We start from the raw sequence: 26,756 nt of genomic DNA, 5'->3' as shown, positions 1-26,756 counted from the left end.
TTAAACACAACTTTGGGAATGGATATTTTGCGTTGTAAAACTCCCTCTATGGTACGTACAGAGCTTTCTGTTTATTGACTCGCTTACAATTTGCTATGCGCTTTGATGTGGGAGGCTGGTACTACTTATGGTACGCCTCCTTTACGCCGAGCGATGCAACCGACGAGCGATGTACCAAAGGCAGAGATTGTTCTAATGCCTCTTCTCTGGCTGTGACTACTAAGTCATGATGGGGTGATAAATGGCAGACTGGATCGGTTGCAGCAGCGTTATTTGTTAACAGTAGTGCTTGGCAACGGCAACCACCAAAGTCAATTTGGGCGCGATCGCAACTGCGACAAGGTTCGCTCATCCAGTCGGTTCCTCGAAAGCGATTGAAAGCAGGCGATTCAAACCAAATCCAATCTAAATCGCGATCGCGGACGTTAGCAAATTCTATCTCAGGAATAGAACTGGCGGCTTGACAAGGCATGACATCCCCGTGGGGAGCCACAACCAAAGCCCGACGACCCCAACCACCCATACAGGGTTTGGGATAATCTTCGTAATAGTCGGGAATGACATATAAAATTCCCATCGGGCAAATGCGGCTTTTTTTAGCCACGGCTACAATCTGCGCTGCTCGTTCTAATTGTTGGGGTGTTGGCAGTAAAGCAGCACGATTATGCAATGCCCAACCGTAGTATTGAGTCTGTGCCAGTTCTACCCGATCTGCTTGTAATTGCTCGCATAACTCTAACATCTCCTCCAGGCGCTCGATGTTTTGCCGATGCAAGACAAAGTTCAGCGTCAGTGGTAAACCCAAATCTTTGACAATTCGTGCTGCAGCGAGTTTTTGCTCGAAACAACGAATGCCAGCAAGATAGTCAGACTGGGCAGCGCGACTATCTTGAATGCTAATTTGGATGTGGTTAAGTCCGGCATGACAAAGCTGCGTAGCTCGTTCTAATGTCAACAACGTACCAGCAGTAACCAAAGTCGTATAAAGTTCAACTTGGGCGGCTGCTTTGACTAAAACCTCTAAATCCTGTCTCAACAGTGGTTCGCCACCAGAAAAACCCAATTGCCATACACCCAAGTTTCGGGCTTGCCGGATCGTCCGCAGCCAATCATCAGTAGCAAGTTCCTGACGATAATGTTTATCGTGATAGTTGAGTGGATTAGAGCAGTAGGGACAACTCAGGGGACAGCGATAGGTTAACTCTGCAATCAGAGTCAAAGGTCTATCCGTCGTCTTGACTGGTAAGAATTCTGACATTAATTCTTCTCCTTGGCATCGACACGATTAATCGCGCTCGACTAATAGTCCCCGCGCGCTGAGCCGAATCAGCAAGCGGCGCACGTCATCTTCTAGTGTCTCGCCTCGATATTGTGTTTTTAACCGCTGCGCGATCGCCCCAATGGTACGCCTACCATCGCACAGCTCTAATACAGCCGCCGCCGTAGAATTTAACATCAGCGCGCCTTCTGGCATCAGAAGTAAATGTTGTTGTCTTAACTCGTCCCACTGCAAGCGTACACCTTGGGCTAAATGCGGTCGCGAGTGGTTTTTCATGTTAGACATGGAGGAGCGAAGACAAAGAGACAAGGGATTAGAGGAGTGTCAATCGACTTCTGACTTCTTACCCCAGCCCCGATCGTTGCCATTGGTAAATATATGTTGTGACTTCCATGCATAGATCGAGTTCGTCATAATCTGGTTGCTCCCAATCCGTCAGTGGCTTGCCGATGGGTGGATGGTAAGAACTTTCTCCAGGTGTACCTTGGGGGGCTTTAGAACTGTTGCTTTGCTCGTCTGGTGTAGAGCGATCTATTTTGTCCCAAACCATGATAGTTCTCCTTATGCGATCGTGTCATTAACCTAACTTTTGCTCAGGTCTTTCAGGGTGCGTTCTTTCTAGCTTTTTACGTAGGCGTTGAGTAATCGAGCGGCGATCGCTCTCTACTCTGGTAACGATACTAGCAATTGTCAATTACATATTATCTATTACTAGCCGTTAGATGTTTGTCATTTTTCAGTCACAATTGGCGGTCAGGCTAATCAACATACTTTAGTAGCAAATATTTTAACGCTTACTTAATTTCAATAAATAAGTCACTCTTCATACAGAGCGACTTCTTACCCAAGACAGTTATTTTTATTGTGATTTTCATGTTTATTAAAGTTTCTAAAAAAGACAGAAACTTATTTTTTTATCTTGTAAAAAAGCGGTAGTAAGCTGTAAAGTTATGCATAATGGTATCATCCGGCAGCAAACAGGGCGATGGCATCGACGACAAAATAAGTTTGGGCAAATCTGGGAGCAGACGAAAGTTACTTTAAGGCTTGTCCTGAGCTATTTCAATTGGATTTGGGTACATTCCCGTAATGGTACTACTGCTCAAAGGGCAGACCTAACCTCAGAACCTTGAACTTGGGAAGATATTGCTGTTTATCCCACACTTGCTTGAGGCACAATCGTCTCGATATACTTATGGACGGCACGGATGGTTTTACAATTGTAAAAATAATCTGAGGTGATGGGGCTCGCCTTAACTGCCATCTGGAAATTGACATGACAACCAGAAGGCTGATGGCTCCTACTGTTCCGGCTTGCGGCGGAAGGGTAGGGCTATCGCTAGCCAATCTAACTTTCCAACGCGAGTTACGGTTCAACTGTTAACTAACCCGTAGTTGCGCGATGTTAGAGAGCTTTATCTGGATTTTGCTATTTGGCTTTTTTGGCGGTCAAATTGCTCGTCGCTTGAAAATTCCGGCGCTGGTAGGCATGGTGCTGGTGGGGATTTTCTTAGGTCCACAGGTGGCAAATGCAATTAGCCCTAGCGTTCTGGAGGCAGCTGGCACTCTGCGAACGATCGCTGTGATGGCGATTTTGATGAAGGCAGGGCTAGGGCTGGATCGGGAAAAGCTAGCCCGACAGGGATCTGTAGCACTGCGATTGGGATTTTTACCAGCGGCGTGTGAGGCAATAGCTGTTGCTTTGGCTGCAATGACAATTTTTCAGTTTGACTTTCTCACTGGATTAATGCTGGGTTGCATCATTGGGGCAGAGTCTCCGGCTGTCATCGTGCCAGGAATGTTGCGATTGAAAAGCCTTGGTTGGGGCGTAAACAAAGGAATTCCCGATGCGATTTTGACGGGTAGCGCTTTGTCAGATGTTTTGCTGCTATTAGTATTTAGCCTGTTATTGACATTCCTTTCCCAAGGGAGTGCAGCAGGTGTAAAGTTACCGGGAGGTTTAACTTTAAGCGCGCTGCATCTGCTGCCGTTACAAATTATTTTCCAAATTGTGCTGGGAGTTGTACTAGGGCTGCTGACGGCGCGGCTTTTGGTATCTCTGCTAACAAAGCAAAACTGGACGCAGAATGCGGTACAAGATACGTTGGTAGCGGCAAGTTTGGCTCTGTTGCTCGTGGTAGCGGCAGAGAAATTGCCAATTTTCTCTGGCTACTTGGCTGTGATGGCAATCGGATTTTTTGCGATCGCATTCGATCCGCCTTTAGCGCGACGATTGCGGAGTGGGTTTGACAGTTTATGGGTGGTAGCGGAAATTGTCTTGTTTGTCTTGCTAGGGGCAAGCATTCAATTGCAAGTGTTAGGAAAAATTTTACTTCCAGGGCTACTGATTCTAATAATTGGAACCCTAATCGGACGGGCGATTGGATGGTACTTGTCTACCTTGGGTAGCAACTGGAACTGGCGGGAGCGATTATTTCTCTTACCTGGTAATTCTGCTAAGGCAACCGTTCAGGCAGCAATCGGCGCACTACCGTTAGCATCTGGGATCGAAGGAGGAGAAACAATTCTGGCGATCGCGGCGCTGTCAATTTTGGTCACTGCGCCTCTAGGAGCTTGGGCAATTCCGACATTTGCGCCGAAACTACTGGAGCGTGGTGAGGTTGACCCGACAAAGGTAGCAGTGACTCGCCGCATTATTATCTTAGCAGTCGTGGATACCTCCCCCTTAGCCGCTCAAGTGCTAACAAAAGCCGCAGAACTTGCCCGTCGGAGCGATAGTGAAGCGATCGTGTTGCACGTCATCCGCAGGCAAGATTCTCAAAAAGTGGCATTGCTCAAAGAAAAAGCCCAACGTCTTTTAGCAGATATCCGCCATCAATTCATCACCCTAGAAGGCTCGGTTCCAGAGACTATTGTTCGAGTGGCGCGAGAATATGGAGTGGCTGAGATTGTCATCGGTAAACGGGGACATCGAGCTTGGGATGAAGTTTTAGTCGGTTCGGTTTCCCAAGCAGTACTAGAATCGAGTCCGATTCCGGTAATTGTCGTTGAAGATAACCAATTCGTTGGTTAATTCGTCGGAATCCTGAAATATGCTCAAAGATCCCGTACTTCGCACTTCTCTTGCGATCGCACCAAGAGCAATCGCGCTTTGCGCTTAGCCGCTATTACCTCGGTGCGTGGTTCGTACAATTGTTTGGCACTGCAATTCCCTACGGTACGCTCTTCAGCAACGTCAGTGGGTGTTTCCTGCTGAGATTCTTTGCTACGCTGTCATGGCAATACCGAACAAAGGTTTTAGTTTCATATTCGTTCTCTTCAAGTCTTTTACTTGTATACTACTAGACTCAATTCCGAGCCGCTTACCACAATCTTTAGACAGAAATCGAAACTTAAATTTTTCTATATCTTTATCTTGAGAAAGGGAGTTTTAAAACCCGTTCTAAAGAATTATCTTGAATATTACTGTGGTCGAATCTGAGCGAGAAGTAAACATAAATTACCCTCGCGTCTCTAAAGACATATATCTGGTGTTAGAGATTTTTTCTGGCGAAGACAAGTCAAAACTTAAAAATAAGATTAGAGCTTCACACTCCTCATTTCATGGCTCATCAAATATTCTAAAAACTGAAATCTTTATCATTTGTTGTCATTTTCTCATCATTTTTGTTCGTGATGCTAAAGATAGCTAAACAAAAAGTCAGGTAATTTTCAAATCAGTTGCCATAGTTAATGGCACTGTTAGCTACTTCTGGAAACATTTGAGGGACCGCTCGTGAACACCAAACCTATTCAGCAGATTTCTACTATCATCGCGATCGCCACCGTAGCTGTATTGGCAGGCGGACTGTCAGCTCAAGCTCAGACTGCTAGTAACAACGCAGAAAATACGAAAGTTTCAACTTCAGCGGCTGCACTGAGACATGAACCTACAAATTCTGTAGTAGCTCAAGTTGACCCTACTTATCCTACGACTCAACCCACAACTCCTACTACTGAGCCGACATATCCCAGCACTCAACCGACTACCCCAACTACACAACCACCTGCAACTACACCAACTCAGACTACACCAACTCAGCCCACTCCAGGTGCAATTGAACCAGGTAGAGCTACTCGTGGTGGTTCCAGCTATGTTGGAGTTGGCGGTAACATCGGTCTGGGCGGTGGCGACACGGCTTTGGGTATCGGTAACTTCACAGTTATCAGCAAAATCGGATTCACCGAAGCTGTCTCTGCTCGTCCTGCTGTTGTCATTGGGGATGACACTACCTTTCTGATTCCAATTACTTATGACTTTACCGTGCAACCTACAGGAGCAGCGACAGAAGCAATCTCTAGTTTCGCACCTTACGTAGGAGGTGGTTTAGCGATCGCCACAGGAGACAACAGCGATGTAGGACCAATGCTCACTGCTGGTGCTGACGTACCAATTGGCGATCGACTGACAGCAAATGCTGGTGTGAATGTCGGCTTCTTTGACAGTACTAGTGTAGGACTGACGATCGGTGTTGGTTACAACTTTGAAGGATTGTAAGAACTGTCGAGTTGTCATGTTGGCATCATTTTTGGTTTGAAAACTAGAAGCAGGATATTGAAAGCAAGCAACTATGAAGCAAGGAGCATTCTTCAGTTTAGCCTTAACTGCAATTCTGGGCGCGATCGCGCTACGTCTCCTGCACAGGTACGTTCACCTGTACCCCCTGCCAAACCGTAAAGTTCTTCTGTTGTAGTAAATCGATTGCGCTAGGAGGAAAATCAACTATGCAGCAACGACAGATGCTACGGCTACTCGCCATCAGTATCAGTATTGGTAGCTGATTATTTGTCGGATGCAAGCAACAGCGTCGATTTGGTACAGAACCCCAAACAGAGTTCAATCCTGGCGTTTGAGTTCTACAACGGCAACTGGATGTCCCTTACGTACCAACACCTCAGCCTGTTGTAGATGCAATGCTGAAACTGGCAAATGTCGGTAAGAATGACGTGATTTACGACCTTGGTAGCGGAGATGGAGGAATTCCCATAACTGCTGCTCAAAGATACGGAGCCAGGGGAATTGGTATAGAGATCGACCCTCAACTGGTTCAAGAGGCAGAGCGGAATGCAAAAACAGTAGGAGTCAGCGATCGCGTCCAGTTTAGCCAGCAAGACTTGTTTCAAACGGACATGAGCGAAGCCACAGTCGTGACGCTTTATTTATTGACAGAGAACAATCTCAAACTGCGTCCCAAGTTGTTGCAAGAACTAAAGCCAGGAACTCGCATTGTTTCTCATAACTATGGCATGGGTGACTGGAAACCCGAAAGAGTCGAGCAGATAGACGGCAGAACGATTTACTTGTGGACTGTACCAGAAAAAATTCCAGAGAATTTGCGCTCTTAATTTAACATTCGGAAAAATTTAATTTCAAAAACAGAGGATAGAGCGGATGAAGGTTCAAAATCGTACTCACACGATGAAAAAATTAGCAGGACTCGCGGCAGGTTTGATGATTCTCCCAGTCATCGCTGCTTGCGAACCACAACAAACAGCACAGAACCCTCCGACCGCGACTGAGCCATCCCCAGGTGCTACAACATCCCCAATTGAGCCAACACCAGGCACGACACCAAGAACTACAACCCCTCCTGCTGGGCAAGCAGAGGCAGATGATAATCATGTCGTTGATGTAGTGCAAGCAAATCCTTCACTAAAAACCCTTGCTTCTGTCATTGATGAAACAGATGCTAACGAAGTCTTAGAACTTCAGGGTCCATATACGGTGTTCGCACCCTCGGATGCTGCCTTCAATGCCCTTCCCGCAGAAACTCGACAACGCCTGCTACAACCAGAAAATCGCCAACAGCTTGCCCAGATTCTTTTTTACCATGTCGTCCCTGGTCAAGTGAGTGCCAATCAACTGCAATCGGGAGACGTGAAAACGGTAGAAGGTGCAAATGTCAACGTTCAAGTTGACCAAACTGCTAACTCTGTGAAAGTCAATGATGCTACCGTAACCCAAGCAGATATTCCGGCTAGCAATGGTGTGGTTCACATTGTCGATCGCATTATCTTACCGCCCAACTTTAATATCTAGTTCGGCTGAGAGACGCAAAATTTTGCGTCTCTACCGGAAGATAACATATTGTTTCTGGGAATTGTACGAGCCGAGCCGCTACTTGGCAAGGGTCGATCGACATTATAAAATCCCATTCCGAATGCTGGAACCGATTGAGCTGCGAAATGTTCTCAATCGGGAGTAATCCTTATAATGGCAGGGTGTAACGTACTTCTACGCGATCGATGCAGAGTTGTTGGTAAAGGTAGAAGCAACATCACAATCAGCTCTAAGTATCTAAATATGTAAATAGTATGTTACATTGATTGTGCGAGGTGAAAAGTAGGAGAAATAGCTCTGTGTGCCTCTAATCGCCAAGGTACGTGCGATATCTATCCGATTAAAGAGTCGATTTTCTATCTGAGTATCCCATATCTGGAGAGTAATGTTGTAATGCTTTCCAAGATGTCTTTACTGTTGCGATCGCTACGTCAATTCCGTTAACTGCCTTTGCTTTTGGCAAGTCGTTAACATTAGGAGTCGATTGATTTCAGATTTAGATTTCTAGCTCCTAATGCAACATTGGCTGACAGTTTTCACCCTAAATTGGGTACGGGAGGCAGCGATGGATCGAACTAGCGAATTAACTTTAGAGCAGGAATTTAGCTTCAGAAGTTTCGCCGACCGAGTAAGGCAAATGTCTCGCGAACAAGCTCAAGAGTTATCGATTTTGCAGTACAAGCACATGATAATTCAGAACATGATATACAAAGGAATTCTGAAAAAGGATTGGCAAATAGAGCAAGATTTTGGTTTGCTGAAAACCAAGAAATAGTAATGACTTTACATCACCGAGCAAATCGCTAACAAAAATTGGAGTATTAACTATGTCTGCTAACACAAATCTTACTTCTTCTTCGCTTAAAGATCGCAATGCTTGGCTTTGGGGATTTACTCCCCAATCTGAAATTTGGAACGGTCGTTTAGCAATGATTGGTTTTTTGTCTGTCATCTTAATTGAAGTATTTTCTAGTCAAGGCTTTCTTCACTTCTGGAATCTTCTATAAGTTAGCAGTTACCCTGTAATGATGCTGACCGCGATCGCGCCTTTGCCGTTGGCTAGGTCAGCTTCACTGACAAATAAGCTGTCATGAACCTTTCGAGCTTAACAAATTAATACACAGTTAAATTTAACTAATTCTTGGAGCTATTTCTAATCTCAAGACATCACTACAAAATAAAATTCGAGACAATCTGCATTGGTGGCTCGGTAGCGATATTCTATATGAACATCAACAGATAGAGCTGATATCCTCATATACACTCTTGGACTGACTTAAAGGACTACCCAGATCGGGATATCAAGCCGAAGGGATTCATACTTCGTTTTTCGCGAGGGTGAGAAACTACACGACTTACTGAGTCAGGTTCAAGCTGTCATCCTAATGTGGTTAGTACTTCAGGGCAGCCATACCGCGTTCTGAAGCCCGCAACTCCTTACTAGAGATTTTTCGCTCCTTGGTGTAAACCGAATTTAGTCAGATATTCAGATTTCAAAATAGGAAATAAAATGCACTGAATAGAAAGAAGCGATCGCCCTATTAGGTTTAAGTCAACAAAAAGTATAGACCTAATATTTACATTGAATCGTGATGGTTTGAATAAATTCGCTCTCATTTCTTTAAAGGAATCCATTCATGAGTATTGTCAAGAAGTTGATTGTTAACGCAGACGCAGAAACTCGCTATCCTACCCCTGGCGAATTGGAGCAGATTAAGATCTTAGCCCAGAGTGGCGATCGCCGGCTGCGCCTTGCTCAAGCGCTGACAGCTAATCGAGAAGGCATTATCAAACAAGCTGGAAGTCAACTGTTCCAAAGGCGACCGGACATCGTTTCTCCTGGGGGAAATGCTTACGGTCGGGAAATGACTGCAACCTGCTTGCGGGACATGGATTACTATCTACGTTTGATTACATACGCTATTGTGGCTGGTGATGCTACGCCAATTGAAGAAATTGGGGTGATTGGTGTCCGCCAAATGTACAGATCTCTGGGGACTCCTATCGAAGCTGTCGTCGAGAGCGTCCGAGCCATGAAGAATGTCACTAGCACGATGATGTCTGGAGAAGACGCTGGCGAAGTTGGTGCTTATTTCGACTACTTAATCGGTGCTATGCAGTAGAGCAAGGGCTATCGATTTAAGTATTTTAGGTCTATGTAACATAACTCCGATCGAATTCTGCCGAGCAATTTAAGCTTTGGTCGGTCTGGTCGGATAAAATTGGTTAAATGACCCAGAGTAGAACCTAATACTAAAGTGGAGTTTTATATGTCACCCGAAGCCACCCCAACCCAATCTGCCGTCCTAGTTACTATTATCGGTGAAACAGTACTCAAAGATAGCATTGTCCAATTACTGAAAAGCCACAATGTTAGTGGCTACACTATTATTCAAGTGCAGGGTGAGGGTGGTCACGGCAGACGCTTGGGAGACATGGCAGGCTACAACACTAATATTGAAATCAAGACAATTGTGTCGCCAGAAGTCTCAGATACTATTTTCTTGGCACTTAAAGAGCATCATGGCAAGCACGCTTTAATTGCCTTTCGACAAAAGGTAGAAGCTTTGTATTGATTGTTAAACGCGAGGTTGAGGAAGTTAAAAAGCTACTGAAAAAGCTGCTCAAGAATTAGTTCTTTAAGCGCGATCGAGCATTTTATGCTAAGATTAAATTAACGAGAATTATTTTCGGCTACGTGACTAAGCATTAGACACTCTGCCATAGACATCTTCCCGAATCTAAAGCTCTACACCTAATAGGTTTGGGGGTTATTGCATGTCAATTTATATAGAAAATCTATCTTCTGAGGTTGAAGAAGACGACCTCAAGCGGATATTTTTAGAGTATGGAACTGTGAAACAGGTTCATATACCTACAAATCATAAAACTGGCAAGAACAGAGGATTTGCTGTAGTAGAAATGGAAACATGTGCCGAAGAAATATCGGCAGTTCAGATGCTGAGAGGCATTGAATGGATGGGTCGTATCCTCACAGTGAATAGAGCTAGGATTGAGTTAAAGGACGTTTCGTTGAGCCGCTTGTAGAAAAAATTTCCAGCGGGAAGCAATTGCTTTTTGGTTTCTCTAGCTGCTTAATATACAAGAACGCAGCAGTGCAGAAGAAAATGGGACATGCGTACTGTTGCGAGTAGGTTTCTACTACCGCGAGATTCAAACGATCTTTATTTTAATTCCTCCTAATTGTCTCATCTGACTTTGCCCGCTTTGTTGCTTCAGAATTGCGATCGCAGTCACTTCTGAAAAAAGAGATAGTTAAGGGCTTAATTGAGAGATTTTAAACTAGAAGTGCAGATAAGAGCTATGGATTCAGCTATAGATTGCTGCGATCCCAGATAAAAATTAAATCGAATATTAACAAACATAGGTTAGAAAAATGCAAGTTTTATTAAATAAGTCTCTTCAATCACTGACTCCTTATACAACTGAAAACAGTCGAAAGAATCTAGCCGTGTATGCTGGGCAATCTAGATTGAGGAAGTCTACATGCCCTTGTTGTTCATACATTTTGCTCCGTCATATAGATTTGGCAGGAATTTACTGGCGTTGTAGTCACTGTTACCAAAAAATGCCAGTTTATCAACCACTGTATAGCGATCGCAATGACCAACCAGCTCAAGCTCTGAGACCTGCTGTAGTTATTGCCACGCTCAACAGCTTGAAGTTGTGAAGATAGTTTGTATTCGACTTAACCCTCCAATAATTTGTAGTTCTCTACTTTAGCAGTACAGCTACTTCAAACTCTAGGCGGACACGAGCGATAAAACACTTGGCTAGGATGAGAAACATAAGTTATAAGTAAGGTTTTCATGACGACGAATATGGTTGAAACTGACCGCGAGAACGGTCAGCCGCTCGTACCGAATTGGACGAGCATAACGTTTTTTGCGGCAGTTCATGCTATAGCTTTATTAGCACCCTGGTTTTTCTCCTGGTCGGCTCTGGGAGTAGCAATCTTCCTCCATTGGTTATTTGGCAGTATTGGCATTTGCTTGGGGTATCATCGATTGCTGACTCATCGTAGTTTGCAAGTGCCGAAGGGATTGGAATACGCGATCGCCCTGATCGGTTCGCTAGCGTTACAAGGTGGTCCGCTCTTTTGGGTCGCAGGACATCGCAGACATCACGCATACACCGAAGACATTGACAAAGATCCCTACTCTGCAAAACGGGGTTTCTGGTGGAGCCACATGGGTTGGCTGCTGTACAAACGTCCAGAGTTTTTTGAGTACGAATCCAACCGGAAATTTGCACCGGATTTAGCAAAAGATGCGTTCTACCGTTGGCTCGATCGCTACTATCTGTTGCTGCAAATCCCACTCGGAGTTGGACTATACCTGCTTGGGGGTTGGTCATTCGTTATCTATGGACTATTCGTAAGAGCAGTCTTGCTCTGGCACAGTACTTGGCTGATCAACTCTGCAAGTCATATCACTGGCTACCGCAGCCATGACTCCGATGATAATTCTCGTAACCTGTGGTGGGCAGCAATTCTCACCTACGGGGAAGGCTGGCACAACAACCATCATGCCTATCCCAACGTGGCAAAAGCGGGTTGGAAGTGGTGGGAAATCGATCTGACCTGGTGGACAATTCTGCTTTTGAAGCAAATGGGGTTAGCTCGAAAAATTGTTTTACCACCAACAGCCTCATAACGCGCACTCGAATCTTAGCTTGTTGCAGAGGCTAATGCTATGTTGCCTGCCGAACTCGGGCTTGATTTCAGTAAAATGCTAAGTGTAGCAGGTAGAAGTTGCACTTACGTTAATCTAAAGCAAGTATCTGAAACCATTATTGATTGTAGTGTCAAAGGCTTTCCTATTCCCATCAGAATCAGAAGTAGAAATCACTGATGCGATCGCGCTTCTTCAAACTTAAAATCCAGTCCATACAAGGAAACTTCGTATATGAAGGCACTCTTGCTCTACCCTTGTTTTCCCCAGTCTTTCTGGTCTTACGATCGCTGTATGGAAATGGCTGGACTCAAAGCAGTCATTCCGCCATTGGGAATTATTACAGTTGCAGCAATGCTGCCAAAGGATTGGGAAATTAGGTTTTATGACCGTAATGTCAACCAGGAAACAGATGGCGATTGGCAGTGGTGCGACATGGTTATTCTTTCTGCCATGCTGGTTCAGAAACCGGACTTCCACGCCCTGATTCAAAAAGCTGTACGGTTGGGCAAGAAGGTGGCAGTGGGGGGACCATATCCAACTTCAGTTCCTCAAGATGCCCTCGCCTCTGGAGCGCATTATTTGGTACTGGATGAAGGCGAGCTAACTATCCCGCAATTTCTAGAAGCACTTTCCCAAGGTCAACAACAAGGAATATTTCGCGCTACCGAGAAGCCTGACGTTACCACTAGCCCGATTCCCCGCTTCGATCTGCTCCAGCGGGATGCCTACTTCATGATGGCAATTCAGTTTTCTCGCGGCTGCCCCTTCAACTGCGAATTCTGTGACATTATCACGCTTTATGGTCGTAAACCGCGCACTAAGGAACCAAGTCAGACCTTAGCAGAGTTGCAAAATCTCTACGACTTAGGCTGGCGGGGGTCGCTTTTCATCGTTGACGACAATTTTATTGGGAATCAGCGCAATGTCAAACGGTTCCTACGAGAATTGATTCCTTGGATGAAGGAACGCAGCTATCCCTTCACATTCATCACTGAAGCCTCGGTTAACCTAGCAGAGGATGATGAACTGCTACAACTCATGCAAGAAGCAGGGTTCTACGCCGTCTTTCTTGGTATCGAAACTCCAGATACTGATAGCCTGCAAACCACTCGCAAGTTGCAAAATACCCGTAACCCGCTAATAGAAGCCTGTCGCAAGATTAATGAGGCAGGATTATTGATTTACGCAGGTTTTATCCTGGGCTTTGACGGAGAACGCTCGGGCGCTGGAGAACGAATTCAAGCATTTGTGGAACAAACTAGTATTCCTCAACCGATGCTGGGAATTTTGCAAGCCTTGCCTAATACTGCCCTTTGGAATCGGCTGAAAGCAGAACAGCGTTTATTAGAGGGCATCGGTATCACCCCAGTCGGGGATCAAAACACGTTGATGAATTTCATCCCCACTCGACCAGTTGCTGAAATTGCTAGAGAGTATGTAGAAGGCTTCTGGACGTTGTACGAACCCGCAAACTATCTCAAGCGCTGTTTTGAGCAATGCCTTAACATTGTTCCCCCTACTGGAAGAAGACAGAGTATGTACTTTGCTCCAGGCAAAGGGCTGCGGCTATTAGCGCAATTAATCTGGCATCAGGGCTGGCGACGAGCTGAAATTCGGGCGCAATTTTGGCGACAGTTGTGGGTAATCGTGCGTACCAAACCTCAAGTTCTGAATATGTATCTGGGGCTGTGTGCGGCTGGAGAGCATTTCTGGGAATACCGCACTTTAGCAAGAGAGCGAATTACCCAGCAGTGAGGCTACGATCCTCTGACAGAATCGACGCTACCAGTTAAAGCACTGATGCATGTCAGCACGTGATTTACTAGCAAACTAGGAGTTGGCGGGGATGCGCTCAATTTGGGCGTAGCCGCTGAAAATCAATAGTTTTTCTTGGGTTTCCAATTGGTTGAGTCGGAGCGTGATGCCATCGAGATCGAAGCGATCCAAATCGACCATGCGATCTAAAATTTCTACCAATATGATGCTTAGGGTTTGAGAGATTTCTCGTCGAGATTCTGGTACGCTATCTGCTTCAAACTTCGGCTGGCAAAAAGCAAGGCGGCATCGTCGCTCGATGGTTATGGTTACACTCAGACTAATCGGCACGAGTTCGCCGTTGCTTAGATTGGCATTAGCCCAAATCTGTACCCGATTGTTGGCTAATAGCTGTAGCCGCACAGCTTCAAAAGAGATTGAATTACCACCAGATATATTGGATAAAGCAGGTAGATAGAGGTTTTGGAGGCGCTTTCTCACCAGCTCTGCCCCAAAAGCGCGATCCTAGTCCAGATGCCACTCATGCTTCAGAAATTCCTGGTACATTGTTTTCTGAATTATCATCTGCTTATGCAGCACAATCAAAAATTCCTGGGCTTGTTCGCGGGACATCTGCTGCACTTGGTCGGCAAAGCTTCTGAGGCTAAATTCTTGCTCTATAGATAATTTAATGGGCTGATTCATCGCTGACTCCTGCCCCACTGGGGCGAAAACTAGAAGATAGAGTCTAGCTAGATATCTTTGTCTGAGGTTAGATACCTAGTTCGCTCGCTATTGTCATACTGAGCTAATCGCCACTACAAAGATTTGCTAACTACTGCTTTCTTCGGTCTCTTTCCGGCTTTGAGATCTCCGTTTTGGTTGAAATGCATTTCCAGTGGTTCGCAGGTATAAACGTCAGGCTCCATCAAGAAGCTATCGGCAGTCATACATTCATTCAGGTTGAGGGTATTCCCTTCTTTATCGGTGTAGCGCATGGATGCCCTCGTGTAAGCGTATGTAAATTATTATAACAAAATATTTCTGTCGATCTGCTTGAATATTTCAACGACTAGTCTTGACCGCACTCAATCGGAGTTATCTATCTTTTGACTAGATCCCAACTAGATAAATCAAGAGCAAAGTTCCACAAAACAAAGCATCAAAGGCTTTTGAGCGCATACATCTAGCGATGCCGGAGGGAGCGTCTACACAGCTTGTTAAAATATGGCGAAGGTCTTTTATCACTAACTAAAATGTATTCAATACACCCATTCCAACGCGATCGCTCTCGTGCGAGAGTTCAATAGTGCGCTAGTATAGTGGGTGAGACTAAAATTCGGTTATATCGTTTGTTTTTAACATTAACAGGCTTCTCTCCGAAATCTAAATCTCTACACCTTTTGATTTTGGAGACAATCATATGTCTATATATGTCGGCAATTTATCATACGAGGTAACGCAAGAAGACCTCAGTGCTGCTTTTGCAGAGTACGGTTCTGTAAAGCGGGTGCAACTCCCAACCGATCGCGAAACTGGTCGGATGCGCGGTTTTGCTTTTGTGGAAATGGATACAGATACTGAAGAAACAGCTGCCATTGATGCTCTTGATGGTGCTGAATGGATGGGGCGCAACCTGAAGGTTAATAAGGCAAAGCCTAGAGAAGACAGAAGCTCATTCGGTGGTAATCGCAGAGGTAATTTCTCTAGTCGCTACTAAGCTTTAAGACAGATAATTTAACTCTAAGGTTTAAGGGTAGATCGGGAGTCTACCCTTTTTTGCTAACAACTTAATTTCAGGATAAATTGCCCAAATTCTATCCTAACTTACTCAATTGAGAGGAGAATAGATGGCACAAATTATTTTGGGTGAAAATGAAGGAATTGAGTCAGCCTTGCGTCGATTTAAGCGCGAAGTTTCTAAAGCAGGGATTTTTTTAGACATCAAGAAACATCGTCACTTTGAAACGCCAATTGAAAAACATAAACGTAAGGAACTCGCTAAGCATAAGCAGCGGAAAAGACGTTCCCGCTACTAAGCTAGCTGTCTGAAATTTCAGTTTTGATTCATGAACGTGGAGCAGGCTTCTAGCCTGCCGCAGGCTAAAAGCCTACTTTACAAATCATTTAGAACTGCTATAGTTTCCGAGCGAGATATAGCCTTTTTCAATTCGATGAAATACAAGATCTGTAGGGGCGCACAGCTGTGCGCCCCTACGAATGTATCGCATCATAACGAGAATCGCTATAGTATCGCACTGACAGTATGTCCTTCCACCCATTAGTCAATACTATGCTGGTTCTCAGTGAGTCTCGTCCCGACGATCGACAATAATGACTTCAGGAGCATCGTCAACACTACCTTCGGTGCGGTATGTGGGGTTAGCTGTATTGACGTTATCGACAATGCCTTCGGTGCGGTAAGCCGGTCTAGTCGAATTTATCCGCGCTACATCAGTCACAACATCGGTACGGGTAGTGGTCGCATTTGGGTTGTTATATACACCCCATTCTTGAATCCCGCCACCGCCAAGAATTCTGGCTGCGTGGGCGATTTCGTCGTCAGTGCCATCCACAATAACTAAATAATGTCCTCTAGAAACGCGATCGCTGTAAACTTTGGCTCTTTCCTCGGGAATCCCCAAGCCAATTAGTGCGCCTAGCAAACCGCCCGCAGCCGCACCAATCGCACCACCAGCCGCAGTCGTAGCCAGGGCTGTAGCAACTTCGCCCGCTAGCATCACTGGACCAACACCAGGAATTGCTAAAGTGCCTAGTCCGACCAATAAACCAGTCAGTCCGCCTAAAACTCCGCCTGTCACCGCTCCAGTAGCAGCACCTTCATCGGCTTTGTTCCCGACGCGATCGCGATCTTCTACATCTACACCAGCAATATCAGGTTTGCTGTCTGCATCTTGGGCGATGATGGAAACCCGACCCATCCCAAAACCAGAATGCTTTAATTCATTCAGGGCGCGTTCCGCATCTTTACGCCGCTCAAATGTGCCTACTGCTCGTCTGTGGTAGCCTAAAGTCATTTTTTTGCTCCAATTTCAAAATTCCAGTGGAAACTTTAAAACAATCCACCGATCCCGTTCACGGCTAACGCTCCGGCGATCGCAGATGCGACAAGAGAAGTCAAAGCCGTACCAAACAACCACCAAGCTGCACCAGATGCGGCTTTTTTGGTTTCTACTGCTGTTGCCTGTGCTTGTTGTTTCAAAGCTTCCAGCCGTTTTTGCGTTTCTTGCTGAATGCGTTCGGCTTGATGCAGCACTCGATCGCGCGTACCTTCAATTTGACCCACAATCCGCTCGGCATCGGCTGGGGAAATATCTTCGCGAGAACTCAACACGGCGATTAGTGTGTCGCGATCGAATTGGCTCAAGCGATTGCGTAGAGCATCAAATCCCGCTTGCGGATCGTCAAACAAGGTGGTGAAGTCTTGCTGAATTCCCTCGTAGTTGAGTTCGGGACGCTCTAGCGAGTTGAGGTAGCTGCGAATGCGATCGAAAACTGAGTCGATAACAGACTGTACGCTACGCTGAATTTTCTCAATTTGCTCGGCAACAGAGTTACGTACAGTCAGGATGCGATCGACAATTTGATTTGCTTCTTCTTCCGAAATATCTTCTCTTTGAGACAGTAAAGCCACAATCGTCGAACGATCGAAGTGCGAGAGGCGATCGCCCAAACTACCTAATCCAGCACGAGGATCGTTAAGCAATAGTTGCAAGTCGCGCTTAATGCTATCGGGATTGAGTTCTTCTTTATTCGTATTCCGCAAGTAACCTTCTAAAGTTGTCTCAAAATCGATCGCCTGCTGTTGGACGCGGCTTGCCAAACGGCGTGGTGCTTGCACAATGCTGTTAATTGCTTCTTCTACAGAGTCGATCGCGCGGTTGACTTGTTCTTCACTCAAGTCTTGCCGTTGCGACAGTAGTTTCACCAAGGTTTCCCGATCGACGCGAGACAAGCGATCGCGTAATGCTATGGCTCCCTCTTGAGGATCTTCCAATACTTTACGTAAATCCTGCTGGATGCCTTCAGGATTGAGTTCTTCTAGGTTGGTGTTACGCAGATATTTAGAAATCGCCGTTGTCGTTTTGTCGTATTGCTCTTTGGCCTTGCCTGTGAGCTGTTGCGGTGCTTGTAAGATATTATCGCGGACTGATTCTAAGCGATCGAGAGTTTGATTTATTTGCTCCTCGCTCAAATCTTGACGTTGCGATAGTAATGCTACTAACGTTTCGCGATCGAACTGCGATAATCTTGAGCGTAATACAGAAATTCCCACTTGCGGATCTTCTAGCAAGGTGCGGAAATCGCGCTCGATGCCTTCAGGGTTGAGTTCTTCTTTATTAGTATTGCGAAGATACTCTTCTACTTTCTGCCTTACTTCTGCTGCTTTAGCTTGCGCCTGTTCTTGCAATTCTTTGGCTTTGTTGACAACGCGATCGCGAGTGCTTTCGAGTTGACCGACAATATTATTTGCTTCCTCTTCGCTAATATCCTGGCGTTGTTTGAGCAGTTGAGTCAAAGTATCGCGGTCAAATTGCGATAGGCGATCGCTGAGTGTTTCCACACCCGCTTCTGGATCTTCTAGAAGAGTTTGGAAGTCGCGCTCAATTCCTTCAGGATTTAGTTCTTCCTTACCAGTCGAACGCAGATAATTTTCTACACGGCTACGCAGGTCTTGCGATTGCGCTTGTGACGCACCAGCAGAAACCGTAGCTAAAATCTCGGTGCGGATCTCTTCTAATTGCTGGGCAACTTCTTGGACTTTGTTCTCAAGTAGATCGCCGCGTTGATTCAGTTTTTGTGTGAAATAATCTTTATCTAGCTGCTCTAGCTCTTGTTTAACTTTACCTGGATCTGCTTGCGGATCGTAGATAACGTCTCTAAATTCTTGCTTAATCGTTTCGCGGTTGAGATGCCACGGGTAAGATTTCAGCAGATAATCGTCTACATCGCTGCGGATGGCGCTGTTTGGCAATTCTGGTAGTTTTTGCGCTTGCTGTTGCACCTGCTGTTTAAATTGCTGTAATTGACCGGAAATCTTGTCTCGGTCTACTTCTGGCAACTTATCGATGAATTTTTGCAGTTGACCAGAAATATTTTCCACATCAATTCCAGCCAGATTGGTTCTTTCGAGTACTGCGGTGGTGAGGGCGCTCACACCCAATTGCACAGCTCGATTTCCCCAACCGTTGCTTTGCTTCCCATTCGATTGACTTGTTTGTACCAGTTGTTCCAGTTTTTCGCTGAGTTCGCTGGAATTGAGTTGTTCGGGAGAAGCTTCTTTAATAAATTGACTTAATTGAGCTTGCGGATCTACTTCGCCTGTACCGATCGCTTGCTGCCAAACGCCTTGCAACTGGTCTACAATCCGATTCACATCTTGTTTGGATAAATCCGTGCGATCGCTGACTAAATCTGCAAATGTCTCGCGGTTAATGTTACGTAATACGTCGCTATCAGCCACAGATTTTAGATCGGAGTTTTTGAGGATATTTTCAAACTGACCGCGAATTTCGTCTAAATTCAGTTGCGGTAGTTGTAAATTTCCCAAAGACTTTTGTAGAGTCTTACCGATCGCGTCTGAGTCGAGTCCTGTAGTGAATTCTTGCCGAACTGCGGCGGCGATCGCTTCAGCTGTGGATACAGCTTGATTCTTGGCTACATTAGCGCCTAAAGCTGCGGTTGCTGTCCCTACCAGTCCTTGAAAGCCAGAGGTAGCAGTGCTGACTAAAGAACCGATCAGCGAACCAACTGTAGTTGAGCCTAACCACAACAGGATAGAAAAATAGGTAGACCAAATAACTACCCCAATAATTGCCCCTAATACCGCACTGCTGACTAAACTAAGTTTCACAGCTAAAAAACTGGCAACGAATAGAGCCACGCCGCCAGTTGTTAAAGCCAAAAGACCTACTGCGGTCGAGATTTTACGAACTGTGCTACCTAAATTATCTGTATCGTCGGCATCCCCCCCACCTAACGCGGAAATACCTAAAGCGACTGTAAAGTTAGTTAACAGGAGTTGGAAAGCAAATGCCATCACTACACCCGCAAACAATGCCACTAAGAATTGTGGACCCGAAAAGACTGCGGCAGCTTCTTCGGGAGTGAGAATTTCTTCCGTAATAATTTGTGCTAGCCAATAGTTATTGAAACCATGCCCTGCTATTTCTGCTATTTCCCACATATGACTACCTCGTTTGAATTCGGCGCACGCTCATACTGCTACATCTGAGGCAATATATTTCCCAAGCTAACTGATAGCTTGTTTAGCCGTTTATACCGCAAGTTATGTATTTTTGACTTCTCTCGTTGTGTATCTAAACTGATAGAAATATTTTCTGAAATATTTTACTGAAATCAGATATAGCAGTTCTAAATGATTTGTACAGTAGGTTTCTAGCCTGCCGCAGGCTAGAAACCTGCTCCACGTTCATGAATCAAATAGGATTGCTATATTAGAGCAGCAGAAGAATTGTTAAATCTCTGATGATTTCTGGTTGATTTTTCAGAATTTATCGGAATGCTATGCGAGCTTTCCTATCCAATCATCAGCAAGCAGAACCGATTAGAAGTGGTAGGAAACGCCAATAGTCAGCACGGGATAGATCTTGAAGTCGCTCAAATCGTCTTCGATATCGTCTTCTTCCTGTTCGATCGCATCTTCTAATAACGAACCTACTACTGGCAGTTGTAACGCTGGTCCTGCTATTGGTCCTGATGCACTCAGATCGACTTCTGGCGCACCCCCGAATAAAACGCCTAAATCAATCGAAAAACTGAATGCGCGATCGCGTTTGACTGGATTACCGTAACCAATGCCAACGTAAGGAGAAATTGTGTTAGGAAATGTCAGTTCTCCTTCTAGCTGACCCACGGCTGAAGCAGGAAACTCTACACCTGCAATATCCAAAGTTTCAGTTGAGCGGGCGGTTGCGTCAACTTTGTTGTTGTTGTAGAATAAACCGCCTGTAATCCTAAAGTCACTTCTTTTCGACGGATACCAGTCTAAAAGTGCCGAAACACTGAATAGCTGCACGTCAGCATCGTAGTCAATATCGCTTTGCTCGGTGTCAATCCCAAAATCAAAGTAATTCACTCCCAAGCGACCGTTAAAATTAGGAGAAATAGCCCCAACTCCTTCTAATCCAAATCCTAAAGTGCCAGCTTTACCTGTGAGTGCAAAGCCACTTCGCGGCTGCTTTTCGGTTAAAGTTTCACTCAGCTTCTCTTTTGGCTTCTGACGTTGCTCCGGTGGTTGGTAATCGGCACAACGAGAATTGTAGGGATACGAGCGACAGAAAGTATCGATGTCAACTTCTCGCTGCGCCAGTCGTAGCTTCTGGGTAGATTCATCCTGCGGTTGCAGATCGGCGGCAGCGTAAGATATGTCTTCGTTTTGAGCCGTGCTACTCGTTAGAGCTACCGCCTCTTTCTCGGTTGAAGCCTTAAGCCTCTGTTCCTCAGCCAGAAGTTGTTGGGGTAGTACCCCCACACCAAAAAAAGCGATCGCTACACCCAAACTCAACTGGCTGAATTTGGATAAATCTGCACTCCCGGACATACTTCACTCCTTCACACCTAAACACTTTTTCTCTTATTTACGACCACCCAACCATTTAGCCGCGATCGCACCCAATGCAGCACCGACCATTGGATTGCTGAGGAATTTCACGAACGCAGGTTGTTCCGCTAATACCTCTTGAAAAATATCGGGATGGTTGTGATAAGCAAATGCAGCTAATTTACTTACATCGTCGGCATTCATCCGGCTGGCGTGATGAGTTGATAGCCCCAATTGCTTTTCTAAATCGCGATCGTGCAGTCCTCTTTTACCTAAGTGCTTGAAGAAAGCCCGCGCCACATCATCTCTTTCATTTGGTTTAATCTGGGCGATCGCTTTTTGCAATTCCGGTTCCATCTGATTTGTGGGAATTCGGTCTGGGTGGAAAGAGCGACCGAATAAGCGGCGACGTTCTTCGTGAGATGAGCGTTGAGCAAAATCGTCAAAATTTTCGTAATCTTGCTCTAAATTTGTGGGAGCGTCAAGGTTTTCTACATTACCTTGAGCGAGATCGTTCATGACTTCTTTTCTATATTTGTCGCTACTACTCATTTTTTTCTCCTTGTTACTACCGCCATTTGCATTCATAGTTAATGACAAATGACCAACGACCTACTTGTATTCAATCTGATTAGTTTGAGTGTCGTACTTAGCTGTCAAAATTAGCTTTTTATCCGGTGCGTACATCAACACAGTCAAATCTTGGTTGGGGAAATTACGGCGAAAACCTTGAGCTAGAGATTTTGCTAATGGCTTAACTTCGTTTGGGCGAACTTCAGGTGAGATGACAACACCTAATTTATTGTTGTCGCGCACATAGGCATCTTTAACCATTCCCCTAGCCGTTTGCACGACCCAACTACCAAAATCTTGTCCGGCTTGAGTATTTCCTCTTGCTATTTGCGAGTAATCTGCACTCCGGCTAGCTGTTGGTAGCATTGTTGTTGGCTGTTTGGCTTGAACTGCACTGCTACAGGCTGTAGTTGTGGTCACAAATAATACTAAGAGCAGCACAGTCGCAATTTTCCGAAACTTTTTAATCAAACTCATTTCTACCTCCTACAATTTACAAATGAATAGAACAGTTATCAGTTGTCAGTTGTCAGTAAAAAGCAGTCAGAAGTCAGGAGTCAGAAGTTAGAATTAACCGATCGCTGGTCACTGTCACTGGTCACTGTCACTGGTCACTGTCACTGGTCACTGTCACTGGTCACTGGTCACTGATAACTGGTCACTGGTCACTGATAACTGGACGACCATCAGTATCGATATCTAATTCTTCCCTGCGAATCGTTTCTTGTGCTTCCACAGTTTCCTGTTCTACGACCTTCTTGACTCTGATTTCTTCTCTAACAAAGGCTTCTTTATGAATATCTGGAACTTCTTCATACACTTCTACACGGGCAACTTCACCCTCATGGAAGTCAACTTCGCCAGGTGCAACAGCTCTACCTGCATCGGGTGGGGTAATTCTTTCAATCACGACGCGCTCTTTTTCTATTGGAACTGAAACTCGTTCTGTCTCAGTTTCAACGTGCTTGCCGATCGCAACTTCTCCAGTTTTGCGGCGCTGTTTGCTGGCAATCAACCGCTCTTCATAGAGTTTAATGGTGCGATCGCTATGAGTGCTTGTATCGTATAAATCTTTGTCATGTTCGTAAGTGTAAGTGTCGCGGTTATAGCTAGTTGGCGTAGCAGTACCCATCATCGCAGCAGTAGACGCTGAGTCTAGAGGTGCTGATGCATCTAAAGAAGCTTCTGTACGATAAACTCCTCTTACCCGTTCTTCGTAATCGTAGTCTGCTGTCATACCTTCTGTATATTCGGGTAAGCGATCCGCTTGCTCTCTAGTCAAACCGTTGGCATAGACGCGATGAGCGTTGCGATCGATCCGAGCGCGACCAACTGGCAGTAGTACTTTTTTACCAAAAATCCAGAATCCTACGTCGATAACAAAATACCGAAAATTACCTTGTTCGTCTACTAAAATATCTTTTACTGTACCAAACTTTTCCCCATCTCCTTCACCGTAAACATCCATACCTTTGATGTCGTTTCCTTCAAAGGTACGCTGATAATCTGTATCGAAATCGCTAATGCTTAGTAATGGCATAACTTTCTTCTCCGCTTAGAAATAATTCATGATTAACAGTCACCCAATATTAAGCCATCAAAATTACATTCTTTTCACCTATCCACAGAATCAAAGTTTGAACTTTTCACTACTCATACAGATAGATGTTTGACTTTTTTATGGCGAGTAATCTCTGTTTTAATTGAGTAACATTCCTTAAAGTTTACAGGCTGCAAGGTTTTTTATTACTTCATTTACACTGATTTTACTTTGAAGCTATCTCTAAAACCGTAGATTTAGAAAAATATCTTATTCGCTCGATTCAATAGCCCTTACATTTTTAGCTTGAGCTGAAAATGTAAGATTTTAATGTAAGTATTTTAAATCTAAGCCCTATAACGAAAAAGTGTGACTTGTTTCTAGCAAAAGTGTGACTTGTTTCTAGCAAAAGTGTGACTAAGTGCTATAGCAACCCTATTTGATTCATGAACGTGGAGCAGGCTAGAAGCCTACTTTACAAATCATTTAGCACTGCTATGGTAGTAAATGTAAAGTTGTAAGATTCTTGCTCACTAAGATTTTGATGCTGTTTAAAGCAAATTGATTCAACCTGTTTTGGAAAAAGTGAGACGACACTAGTACTTTAGAACTACACTAAATCCAATCGGCTCAAATCTGCTGATGAAGACGGCACTTATGCGATCGCCCACTTTTAGTAGTACTACTTTCAGACTATACCTTTTGATAGATCGGATTTACTCGCACACTTTCACTTAGTTAGCATTCCTGTCATTAATACTTCAATAAACTCCGCAAGGTCTACCAAATTAGGTAGGAAAATATCGTTGAATCCGAGATATGTTTGTATGGAGATGCGATAATTCGCGTTTTCAGCAAGAGCAAAAAATACGATAAATGCGATCGGTATACCAAGCAAGAAATGAAATTACCAGAATTACTGCGTAATCGGCTTGGAAGTCTGCTTCAACTGGCAGTACAAACAGTTATTCTTCGGCGAAATGACACAAGCAAGACCGAAGTAGACCGAGAAGACACGATCGCTACAAAATCAACTACCACATCACCTCAGACAAGTAAATTGGGGACTGTCAAAAAGATTCTTCTGAAGTCTAGGCAGCTGAAATCTCCAACCAAACCATTCAAGAAAGCTTCTCTGTTTCCAGATGGCAAGACGAATCTTGCCGCTTTGTCACTCTTGTTGCATGGCGTGGCAGAAGTGTTATCTCAAAAGCGCGATCTACCCTGGAAGACCGAAACCCAAAACAATTTGAGCTATGAAAAAGCAGCTGATGGCAAAAAAGGCACGATCTCTTACTATGTCACTGACAATTTAGAAAACTTGTCTCCTGACACCATATCTGAGTCAGCAGCTTTAGCTGTCATAGATCGATTCGATCCTAGAGCAGGCGCTATTCATTTAATTTATTGCGCCGCTGCTGCAAATCTGCATAATCCGTGGCAAAGTGAGTTTCTATTAGATGATAAACAACTGCTGGAATACAGCGGATTAATCAGACGTAGAGATTTATGCAGACATGAGCAACTGACAATTCTGTATGACCTGGTACGACAGCCGGCACAGATATTAGCTCACGTAGTTTGGGAAAAACAAGGCAAGGTAGGAGCCTTTACCGTAGCCGATTTAAAAATCTGGAATGTCAATGTTGCAAGAGATTTTGAGACAGATAAGGCAGGCAATCCGAAGCTGACAGGTTTAAAAGTCATCGTTCAACCTGGATTGTGGGCGAAGTACTTTTTAAATAAGTCTGAGTACTATTACCATACGGGAGTTATTACCAAGAAAACAGTACAAACGCTGTTTAGCATTGGTAAGCAAAATGCTGGTGCAGCTCGAATGCTAATTTGGCTGATTTTTCAAGTCAAGCCAGGATGCCGCAAAGTCTTTTCCGGCAAATCTCTGATGCAAATTGCGTATGGTATGGCTAAAATTGCGCTAGCAGAGCAAGATCGGCAACTACGACGGCAACTAGCTGACGATTTGGCGACTGACTTGAAAGTAATTGAAGCGGCTGGATGGCGAGTCGAGGTAGAAACTGGTTCTGCGTGGTTGTTAAATAACGATGGTGCGAAAAGACCAATTGGCTTCTGGAGCCAGCTTTTAGATACTACATGGCGATTCGATTTACCAGAAGCAGCGTTGACAGAGATTGCCAAATCGCCAAACCAGCTTAGAGGCGTGGAACGTCCCAAACAACAGCCGCCATCTGGTGCTGCGATTAGAGAAGCTAGAAAAGCTAAAGGCTGGTCGAGGGCTTTCTTTGCCGCAACGATGGGGAAAAGTATATCTTGGGTTGATGCGATCGAAACCGAGCATCGCCAAGTATCTCAAAAGGATCTGCCTAAATTACTTGAAAAATTGGAGATGAAATCGTAGAAGCGATCGCCCAGCTATCCCGCGGCAGAGGCGTTCTGCTCCTAAAAGGCTGACTTATTTATATTTGGTGATGCTATCGCTCCATAATTTTGCTAGCTTTCGTGCTTCATCTTGCCATTGGTGATTGAGCCGAAACATTCGTCGGGGACGACCGCGACCCTCTAGTTTTTGCCAGTACCCCGCGATCGCTCCTTCATCTTCGAGAAATTTCAGCGCTGCATACAACACGGTATCGGAGAGGCGATAGCGAGACTCTTCACGTTCGAGCTTTTGAATCAATCCAGAGCCATAAGATTCACCCTCAAGCAAGACCGACAGGATATAACAAACTGCTTGCTCTTGGCAAAGATAAATCTCTGGAGGATTGGCAAAATATTGATAAATATCTTCAAGCTGCATTAAAGGTTAAGGAATTGTAATAAAACAAGATTGACAATTGGGTGCGAGCATCCATTTTGATTTGAAGCCGCAAAGTTTCAAGCACTAACAACGGTGCTAGTCACAAAAATTCCACTGAATTTAGCAAGCGCATGGGGACGAGTATCTCTAGGAGATCGAGCAGTGCTAGCACCAGTAAACCGTAGTTCACAAAGCGGAATAGTAAGATGGAGCCTATTCCTTGTCTTGTGTTTGATGTTTGCGTTTTGCATATTTGTAAAGACAATTTCGCTCCTTGTCCTGAACTTTTCTGTAACTTTTATGTATTGACAAAAACTGACTTATAACTGAACATGATGATAAAGCAGAAATATAATTATTAAATTTATGGTATTAAAAAACATTATTCGGTAGGGTTTCGTTTGACTAATTTAACTATCAAGACTAAATTATTAATACAAGTAAAGTAGCGCTATGGGCGTTATAGATCGTGGCGTTATGGATTGTGAGA

Annotated in this window: 27 protein-coding genes, 2 pseudogenes and 1 riboswitch; of the genes and pseudogenes, 16 read left to right on the top strand and 13 right to left on the bottom strand. The window is 44.7% G+C overall.

Features of this window, described 5'->3' with window-relative positions:
* Positions 1–121: 121 nt before the first annotated feature.
* From pqqE to pqqA, 3 genes are read right to left on the bottom strand one after another with little or no spacing between them, the layout of a single operon-like run.
* Positions 122–1,258, bottom strand: a complete 1,137-nt coding sequence (pqqE, locus tag CHRO_RS12365) for a pyrroloquinoline quinone biosynthesis protein PqqE (RefSeq protein WP_015154547.1) — start codon at positions 1,256–1,258, stop codon at positions 122–124.
* Between the two features lie 27 nt (positions 1,259–1,285).
* Positions 1,286–1,564 carry a pyrroloquinoline quinone biosynthesis peptide chaperone PqqD gene (gene pqqD, locus CHRO_RS12360; protein ID WP_015154546.1) on the bottom strand — a complete coding sequence of 93 codons (279 nt, stop codon included), beginning with the start codon at positions 1,562–1,564 and terminating at the stop codon, positions 1,286–1,288.
* A gap of 58 nt (positions 1,565–1,622) precedes the next feature.
* The gene (gene pqqA / locus CHRO_RS12355; protein WP_015154545.1) at positions 1,623–1,829 is read right to left on the bottom strand and encodes a pyrroloquinoline quinone precursor peptide PqqA; all 207 of its coding nucleotides are present in this window, start codon (positions 1,827–1,829) and stop codon (positions 1,623–1,625) included.
* Positions 1,830–2,235: 406 nt separating this feature from the next.
* Here pqqA and CHRO_RS32130 point away from each other — a divergent pair.
* From CHRO_RS32130 to CHRO_RS12290, 13 genes and pseudogenes are all read left to right on the top strand, one after another.
* A pseudogene (locus CHRO_RS32130) lies at positions 2,236–2,412 on the top strand (IS1 family transposase); the annotation flags it as partial.
* A 95-nt stretch (positions 2,413–2,507) separates the two neighbouring features.
* Positions 2,508–2,590, top strand: a riboswitch (Fluoride riboswitch).
* A 91-nt stretch (positions 2,591–2,681) separates the two neighbouring features.
* Positions 2,682–4,313, top strand: a complete 1,632-nt coding sequence (locus CHRO_RS12350; RefSeq protein WP_015154544.1) for a cation:proton antiporter domain-containing protein — start codon at positions 2,682–2,684, stop codon at positions 4,311–4,313.
* Positions 4,314–5,015: 702 nt separating this feature from the next.
* The gene (locus CHRO_RS12345) at positions 5,016–5,777 is read left to right on the top strand and encodes a hypothetical protein (RefSeq protein ID WP_015154543.1); all 762 of its coding nucleotides are present in this window, start codon (positions 5,016–5,018) and stop codon (positions 5,775–5,777) included.
* 73 nt (positions 5,778–5,850) lie between these two features.
* Positions 5,851–5,973 carry a hypothetical protein gene (locus tag CHRO_RS34320; protein WP_256498783.1) on the top strand — a complete coding sequence of 41 codons (123 nt, stop codon included), beginning with the start codon at positions 5,851–5,853 and terminating at the stop codon, positions 5,971–5,973.
* 166 nt (positions 5,974–6,139) lie between these two features.
* A pseudogene (locus tag CHRO_RS12340) lies at positions 6,140–6,625 on the top strand (SAM-dependent methyltransferase); the annotation flags it as partial.
* Positions 6,626–6,671: 46 nt separating this feature from the next.
* Entirely contained in the window at positions 6,672–7,319 is a 648-nt protein-coding gene (locus tag CHRO_RS12335) for a fasciclin domain-containing protein (RefSeq protein ID WP_015154542.1), read from the top strand.
* A gap of 535 nt (positions 7,320–7,854) precedes the next feature.
* Complete coding sequence (locus CHRO_RS12330) at positions 7,855–8,115, top strand: NblA/ycf18 family protein (RefSeq protein ID WP_015154541.1); 261 nt, start codon at positions 7,855–7,857, stop codon at positions 8,113–8,115.
* Between the two features lie 52 nt (positions 8,116–8,167).
* Positions 8,168–8,347 (top strand): chlorophyll a-b binding domain-containing protein, encoded by a 180-nt coding sequence (locus CHRO_RS12325; protein ID WP_015154540.1) that lies wholly within the window; start codon positions 8,168–8,170, stop codon positions 8,345–8,347.
* A gap of 630 nt (positions 8,348–8,977) precedes the next feature.
* A complete protein-coding gene (locus CHRO_RS12315) occupies positions 8,978–9,463 on the top strand; it encodes an allophycocyanin subunit alpha (RefSeq protein ID WP_015154539.1) in 486 nt (161 codons plus the stop codon).
* Positions 9,464–9,610: 147 nt separating this feature from the next.
* A complete protein-coding gene (locus tag CHRO_RS12310; protein WP_015154538.1) occupies positions 9,611–9,916 on the top strand; it encodes a P-II family nitrogen regulator in 306 nt (101 codons plus the stop codon).
* 202 nt (positions 9,917–10,118) lie between these two features.
* Positions 10,119–10,388, top strand: coding sequence for an RNA recognition motif domain-containing protein (locus tag CHRO_RS12305; protein WP_015154537.1), 270 nt, complete (start codon positions 10,119–10,121; stop codon positions 10,386–10,388).
* A gap of 782 nt (positions 10,389–11,170) precedes the next feature.
* Positions 11,171–12,016 carry an acyl-CoA desaturase gene (locus CHRO_RS12295; protein WP_015154535.1) on the top strand — a complete coding sequence of 282 codons (846 nt, stop codon included), beginning with the start codon at positions 11,171–11,173 and terminating at the stop codon, positions 12,014–12,016.
* Positions 12,017–12,268: 252 nt separating this feature from the next.
* Complete coding sequence (locus tag CHRO_RS12290; protein WP_015154533.1) at positions 12,269–13,792, top strand: B12-binding domain-containing radical SAM protein; 1,524 nt, start codon at positions 12,269–12,271, stop codon at positions 13,790–13,792.
* A 75-nt stretch (positions 13,793–13,867) separates the two neighbouring features.
* Here CHRO_RS12290 and CHRO_RS12285 read toward each other — a convergent pair whose 3' ends face one another.
* The 3 genes from CHRO_RS12285 to CHRO_RS12275 form a co-directional block, all read right to left on the bottom strand.
* Entirely contained in the window at positions 13,868–14,293 is a 426-nt protein-coding gene (locus CHRO_RS12285) for a hypothetical protein (protein WP_181824321.1), read from the bottom strand.
* Positions 14,294–14,317: 24 nt separating this feature from the next.
* Positions 14,318–14,497, bottom strand: coding sequence for an NblA/ycf18 family protein (locus CHRO_RS12280; protein ID WP_015154532.1), 180 nt, complete (start codon positions 14,495–14,497; stop codon positions 14,318–14,320).
* A gap of 113 nt (positions 14,498–14,610) precedes the next feature.
* Positions 14,611–14,790: a hypothetical protein gene (locus CHRO_RS12275; protein ID WP_015154531.1), complete on the bottom strand. Its 180-nt coding sequence runs from the start codon at positions 14,788–14,790 to the stop codon at positions 14,611–14,613.
* 425 nt (positions 14,791–15,215) lie between these two features.
* Here CHRO_RS12275 and CHRO_RS12270 point away from each other — a divergent pair, with 425 nt between their 5' ends.
* Both CHRO_RS12270 and rpsU read left to right on the top strand, forming a co-directional pair.
* Positions 15,216–15,512, top strand: a complete 297-nt coding sequence (locus tag CHRO_RS12270; protein WP_015154530.1) for an RNA recognition motif domain-containing protein — start codon at positions 15,216–15,218, stop codon at positions 15,510–15,512.
* 130 nt (positions 15,513–15,642) lie between these two features.
* Entirely contained in the window at positions 15,643–15,831 is a 189-nt protein-coding gene (gene rpsU, locus CHRO_RS12265; protein ID WP_015154529.1) for a 30S ribosomal protein S21, read from the top strand.
* Between the two features lie 264 nt (positions 15,832–16,095).
* Here the strand turns inward: rpsU and CHRO_RS12260 are convergent, their stop codons facing one another.
* The 6 genes from CHRO_RS12260 to CHRO_RS12235 form a co-directional block, all read right to left on the bottom strand.
* Positions 16,096–16,830 carry a hypothetical protein gene (locus tag CHRO_RS12260; protein ID WP_015154528.1) on the bottom strand — a complete coding sequence of 245 codons (735 nt, stop codon included), beginning with the start codon at positions 16,828–16,830 and terminating at the stop codon, positions 16,096–16,098.
* Positions 16,831–16,865: 35 nt separating this feature from the next.
* Positions 16,866–20,000 (bottom strand): MFS transporter, encoded by a 3,135-nt coding sequence (locus CHRO_RS12255; RefSeq protein ID WP_015154527.1) that lies wholly within the window; start codon positions 19,998–20,000, stop codon positions 16,866–16,868.
* 381 nt (positions 20,001–20,381) lie between these two features.
* A complete protein-coding gene (locus tag CHRO_RS29625; protein ID WP_015154526.1) occupies positions 20,382–21,377 on the bottom strand; it encodes a hypothetical protein in 996 nt (331 codons plus the stop codon).
* 33 nt (positions 21,378–21,410) lie between these two features.
* A complete protein-coding gene (locus CHRO_RS12245) occupies positions 21,411–21,929 on the bottom strand; it encodes a hypothetical protein (RefSeq protein WP_015154525.1) in 519 nt (172 codons plus the stop codon).
* Between the two features lie 60 nt (positions 21,930–21,989).
* Positions 21,990–22,427, bottom strand: coding sequence for a hypothetical protein (locus tag CHRO_RS12240; RefSeq protein WP_015154524.1), 438 nt, complete (start codon positions 22,425–22,427; stop codon positions 21,990–21,992).
* A gap of 181 nt (positions 22,428–22,608) precedes the next feature.
* Positions 22,609–23,490, bottom strand: coding sequence for a DUF2382 domain-containing protein (locus CHRO_RS12235; RefSeq protein ID WP_015154523.1), 882 nt, complete (start codon positions 23,488–23,490; stop codon positions 22,609–22,611).
* A 901-nt stretch (positions 23,491–24,391) separates the two neighbouring features.
* Between CHRO_RS12235 and CHRO_RS12230 the strand changes: the two genes are divergently transcribed.
* Positions 24,392–25,867: a helix-turn-helix domain-containing protein gene (locus CHRO_RS12230; protein WP_015154522.1), complete on the top strand. Its 1,476-nt coding sequence runs from the start codon at positions 24,392–24,394 to the stop codon at positions 25,865–25,867.
* Between the two features lie 54 nt (positions 25,868–25,921).
* Here the strand turns inward: CHRO_RS12230 and CHRO_RS12225 are convergent, their stop codons facing one another.
* Complete coding sequence (locus CHRO_RS12225) at positions 25,922–26,266, bottom strand: PadR family transcriptional regulator (protein WP_015154521.1); 345 nt, start codon at positions 26,264–26,266, stop codon at positions 25,922–25,924.
* Positions 26,267–26,756 lie beyond the last annotated feature (490 nt).

This window comes from Chroococcidiopsis thermalis PCC 7203, assembly GCF_000317125.1.
Classification (GTDB): Bacteria; Cyanobacteriota; Cyanobacteriia; order Cyanobacteriales; family Chroococcidiopsidaceae; genus Chroococcidiopsis; species Chroococcidiopsis thermalis.
This window is presented reverse-complemented; position numbering and strand designations above follow the sequence as displayed.

Coding starts and splice junctions, on each gene's coding strand:
- pqqE (WP_015154547.1), bottom strand. CDS start 1,258: ATGTCAGAATTCTTACCAGTCAAGACGACGGATAGACCTTTGACTCTG.
- pqqD (WP_015154546.1), bottom strand. CDS start 1,564: ATGTCTAACATGAAAAACCACTCGCGACCGCATTTAGCCCAAGGTGTA.
- pqqA (WP_015154545.1), bottom strand. CDS start 1,829: ATGGTTTGGGACAAAATAGATCGCTCTACACCAGACGAGCAAAGCAAC.
- CHRO_RS12350 (WP_015154544.1), top strand. CDS start 2,682: ATGTTAGAGAGCTTTATCTGGATTTTGCTATTTGGCTTTTTTGGCGGT.
- CHRO_RS34320 (WP_256498783.1), top strand. CDS start 5,851: ATGAAGCAAGGAGCATTCTTCAGTTTAGCCTTAACTGCAATTCTGGGC.
- CHRO_RS12335 (WP_015154542.1), top strand. CDS start 6,672: ATGAAGGTTCAAAATCGTACTCACACGATGAAAAAATTAGCAGGACTC.
- CHRO_RS12330 (WP_015154541.1), top strand. CDS start 7,855: ATGCAACATTGGCTGACAGTTTTCACCCTAAATTGGGTACGGGAGGCA.
- CHRO_RS12325 (WP_015154540.1), top strand. CDS start 8,168: ATGTCTGCTAACACAAATCTTACTTCTTCTTCGCTTAAAGATCGCAAT.
- CHRO_RS12315 (WP_015154539.1), top strand. CDS start 8,978: ATGAGTATTGTCAAGAAGTTGATTGTTAACGCAGACGCAGAAACTCGC.
- CHRO_RS12310 (WP_015154538.1), top strand. CDS start 9,611: ATGTCACCCGAAGCCACCCCAACCCAATCTGCCGTCCTAGTTACTATT.
- CHRO_RS12305 (WP_015154537.1), top strand. CDS start 10,119: ATGTCAATTTATATAGAAAATCTATCTTCTGAGGTTGAAGAAGACGAC.
- CHRO_RS12295 (WP_015154535.1), top strand. CDS start 11,171: ATGACGACGAATATGGTTGAAACTGACCGCGAGAACGGTCAGCCGCTC.
- CHRO_RS12290 (WP_015154533.1), top strand. CDS start 12,269: ATGAAGGCACTCTTGCTCTACCCTTGTTTTCCCCAGTCTTTCTGGTCT.
- CHRO_RS12280 (WP_015154532.1), bottom strand. CDS start 14,497: ATGAATCAGCCCATTAAATTATCTATAGAGCAAGAATTTAGCCTCAGA.
- CHRO_RS12275 (WP_015154531.1), bottom strand. CDS start 14,790: ATGCGCTACACCGATAAAGAAGGGAATACCCTCAACCTGAATGAATGT.
- CHRO_RS12270 (WP_015154530.1), top strand. CDS start 15,216: ATGTCTATATATGTCGGCAATTTATCATACGAGGTAACGCAAGAAGAC.
- rpsU (WP_015154529.1), top strand. CDS start 15,643: ATGGCACAAATTATTTTGGGTGAAAATGAAGGAATTGAGTCAGCCTTG.
- CHRO_RS12260 (WP_015154528.1), bottom strand. CDS start 16,830: ATGACTTTAGGCTACCACAGACGAGCAGTAGGCACATTTGAGCGGCGT.
- CHRO_RS12255 (WP_015154527.1), bottom strand. CDS start 20,000: ATGTGGGAAATAGCAGAAATAGCAGGGCATGGTTTCAATAACTATTGG.
- CHRO_RS29625 (WP_015154526.1), bottom strand. CDS start 21,377: ATGTCCGGGAGTGCAGATTTATCCAAATTCAGCCAGTTGAGTTTGGGT.
- CHRO_RS12245 (WP_015154525.1), bottom strand. CDS start 21,929: ATGAGTAGTAGCGACAAATATAGAAAAGAAGTCATGAACGATCTCGCT.
- CHRO_RS12240 (WP_015154524.1), bottom strand. CDS start 22,427: ATGAGTTTGATTAAAAAGTTTCGGAAAATTGCGACTGTGCTGCTCTTA.
- CHRO_RS12235 (WP_015154523.1), bottom strand. CDS start 23,490: ATGCCATTACTAAGCATTAGCGATTTCGATACAGATTATCAGCGTACC.
- CHRO_RS12230 (WP_015154522.1), top strand. CDS start 24,392: ATGAAATTACCAGAATTACTGCGTAATCGGCTTGGAAGTCTGCTTCAA.
- CHRO_RS12225 (WP_015154521.1), bottom strand. CDS start 26,266: ATGCAGCTTGAAGATATTTATCAATATTTTGCCAATCCTCCAGAGATT.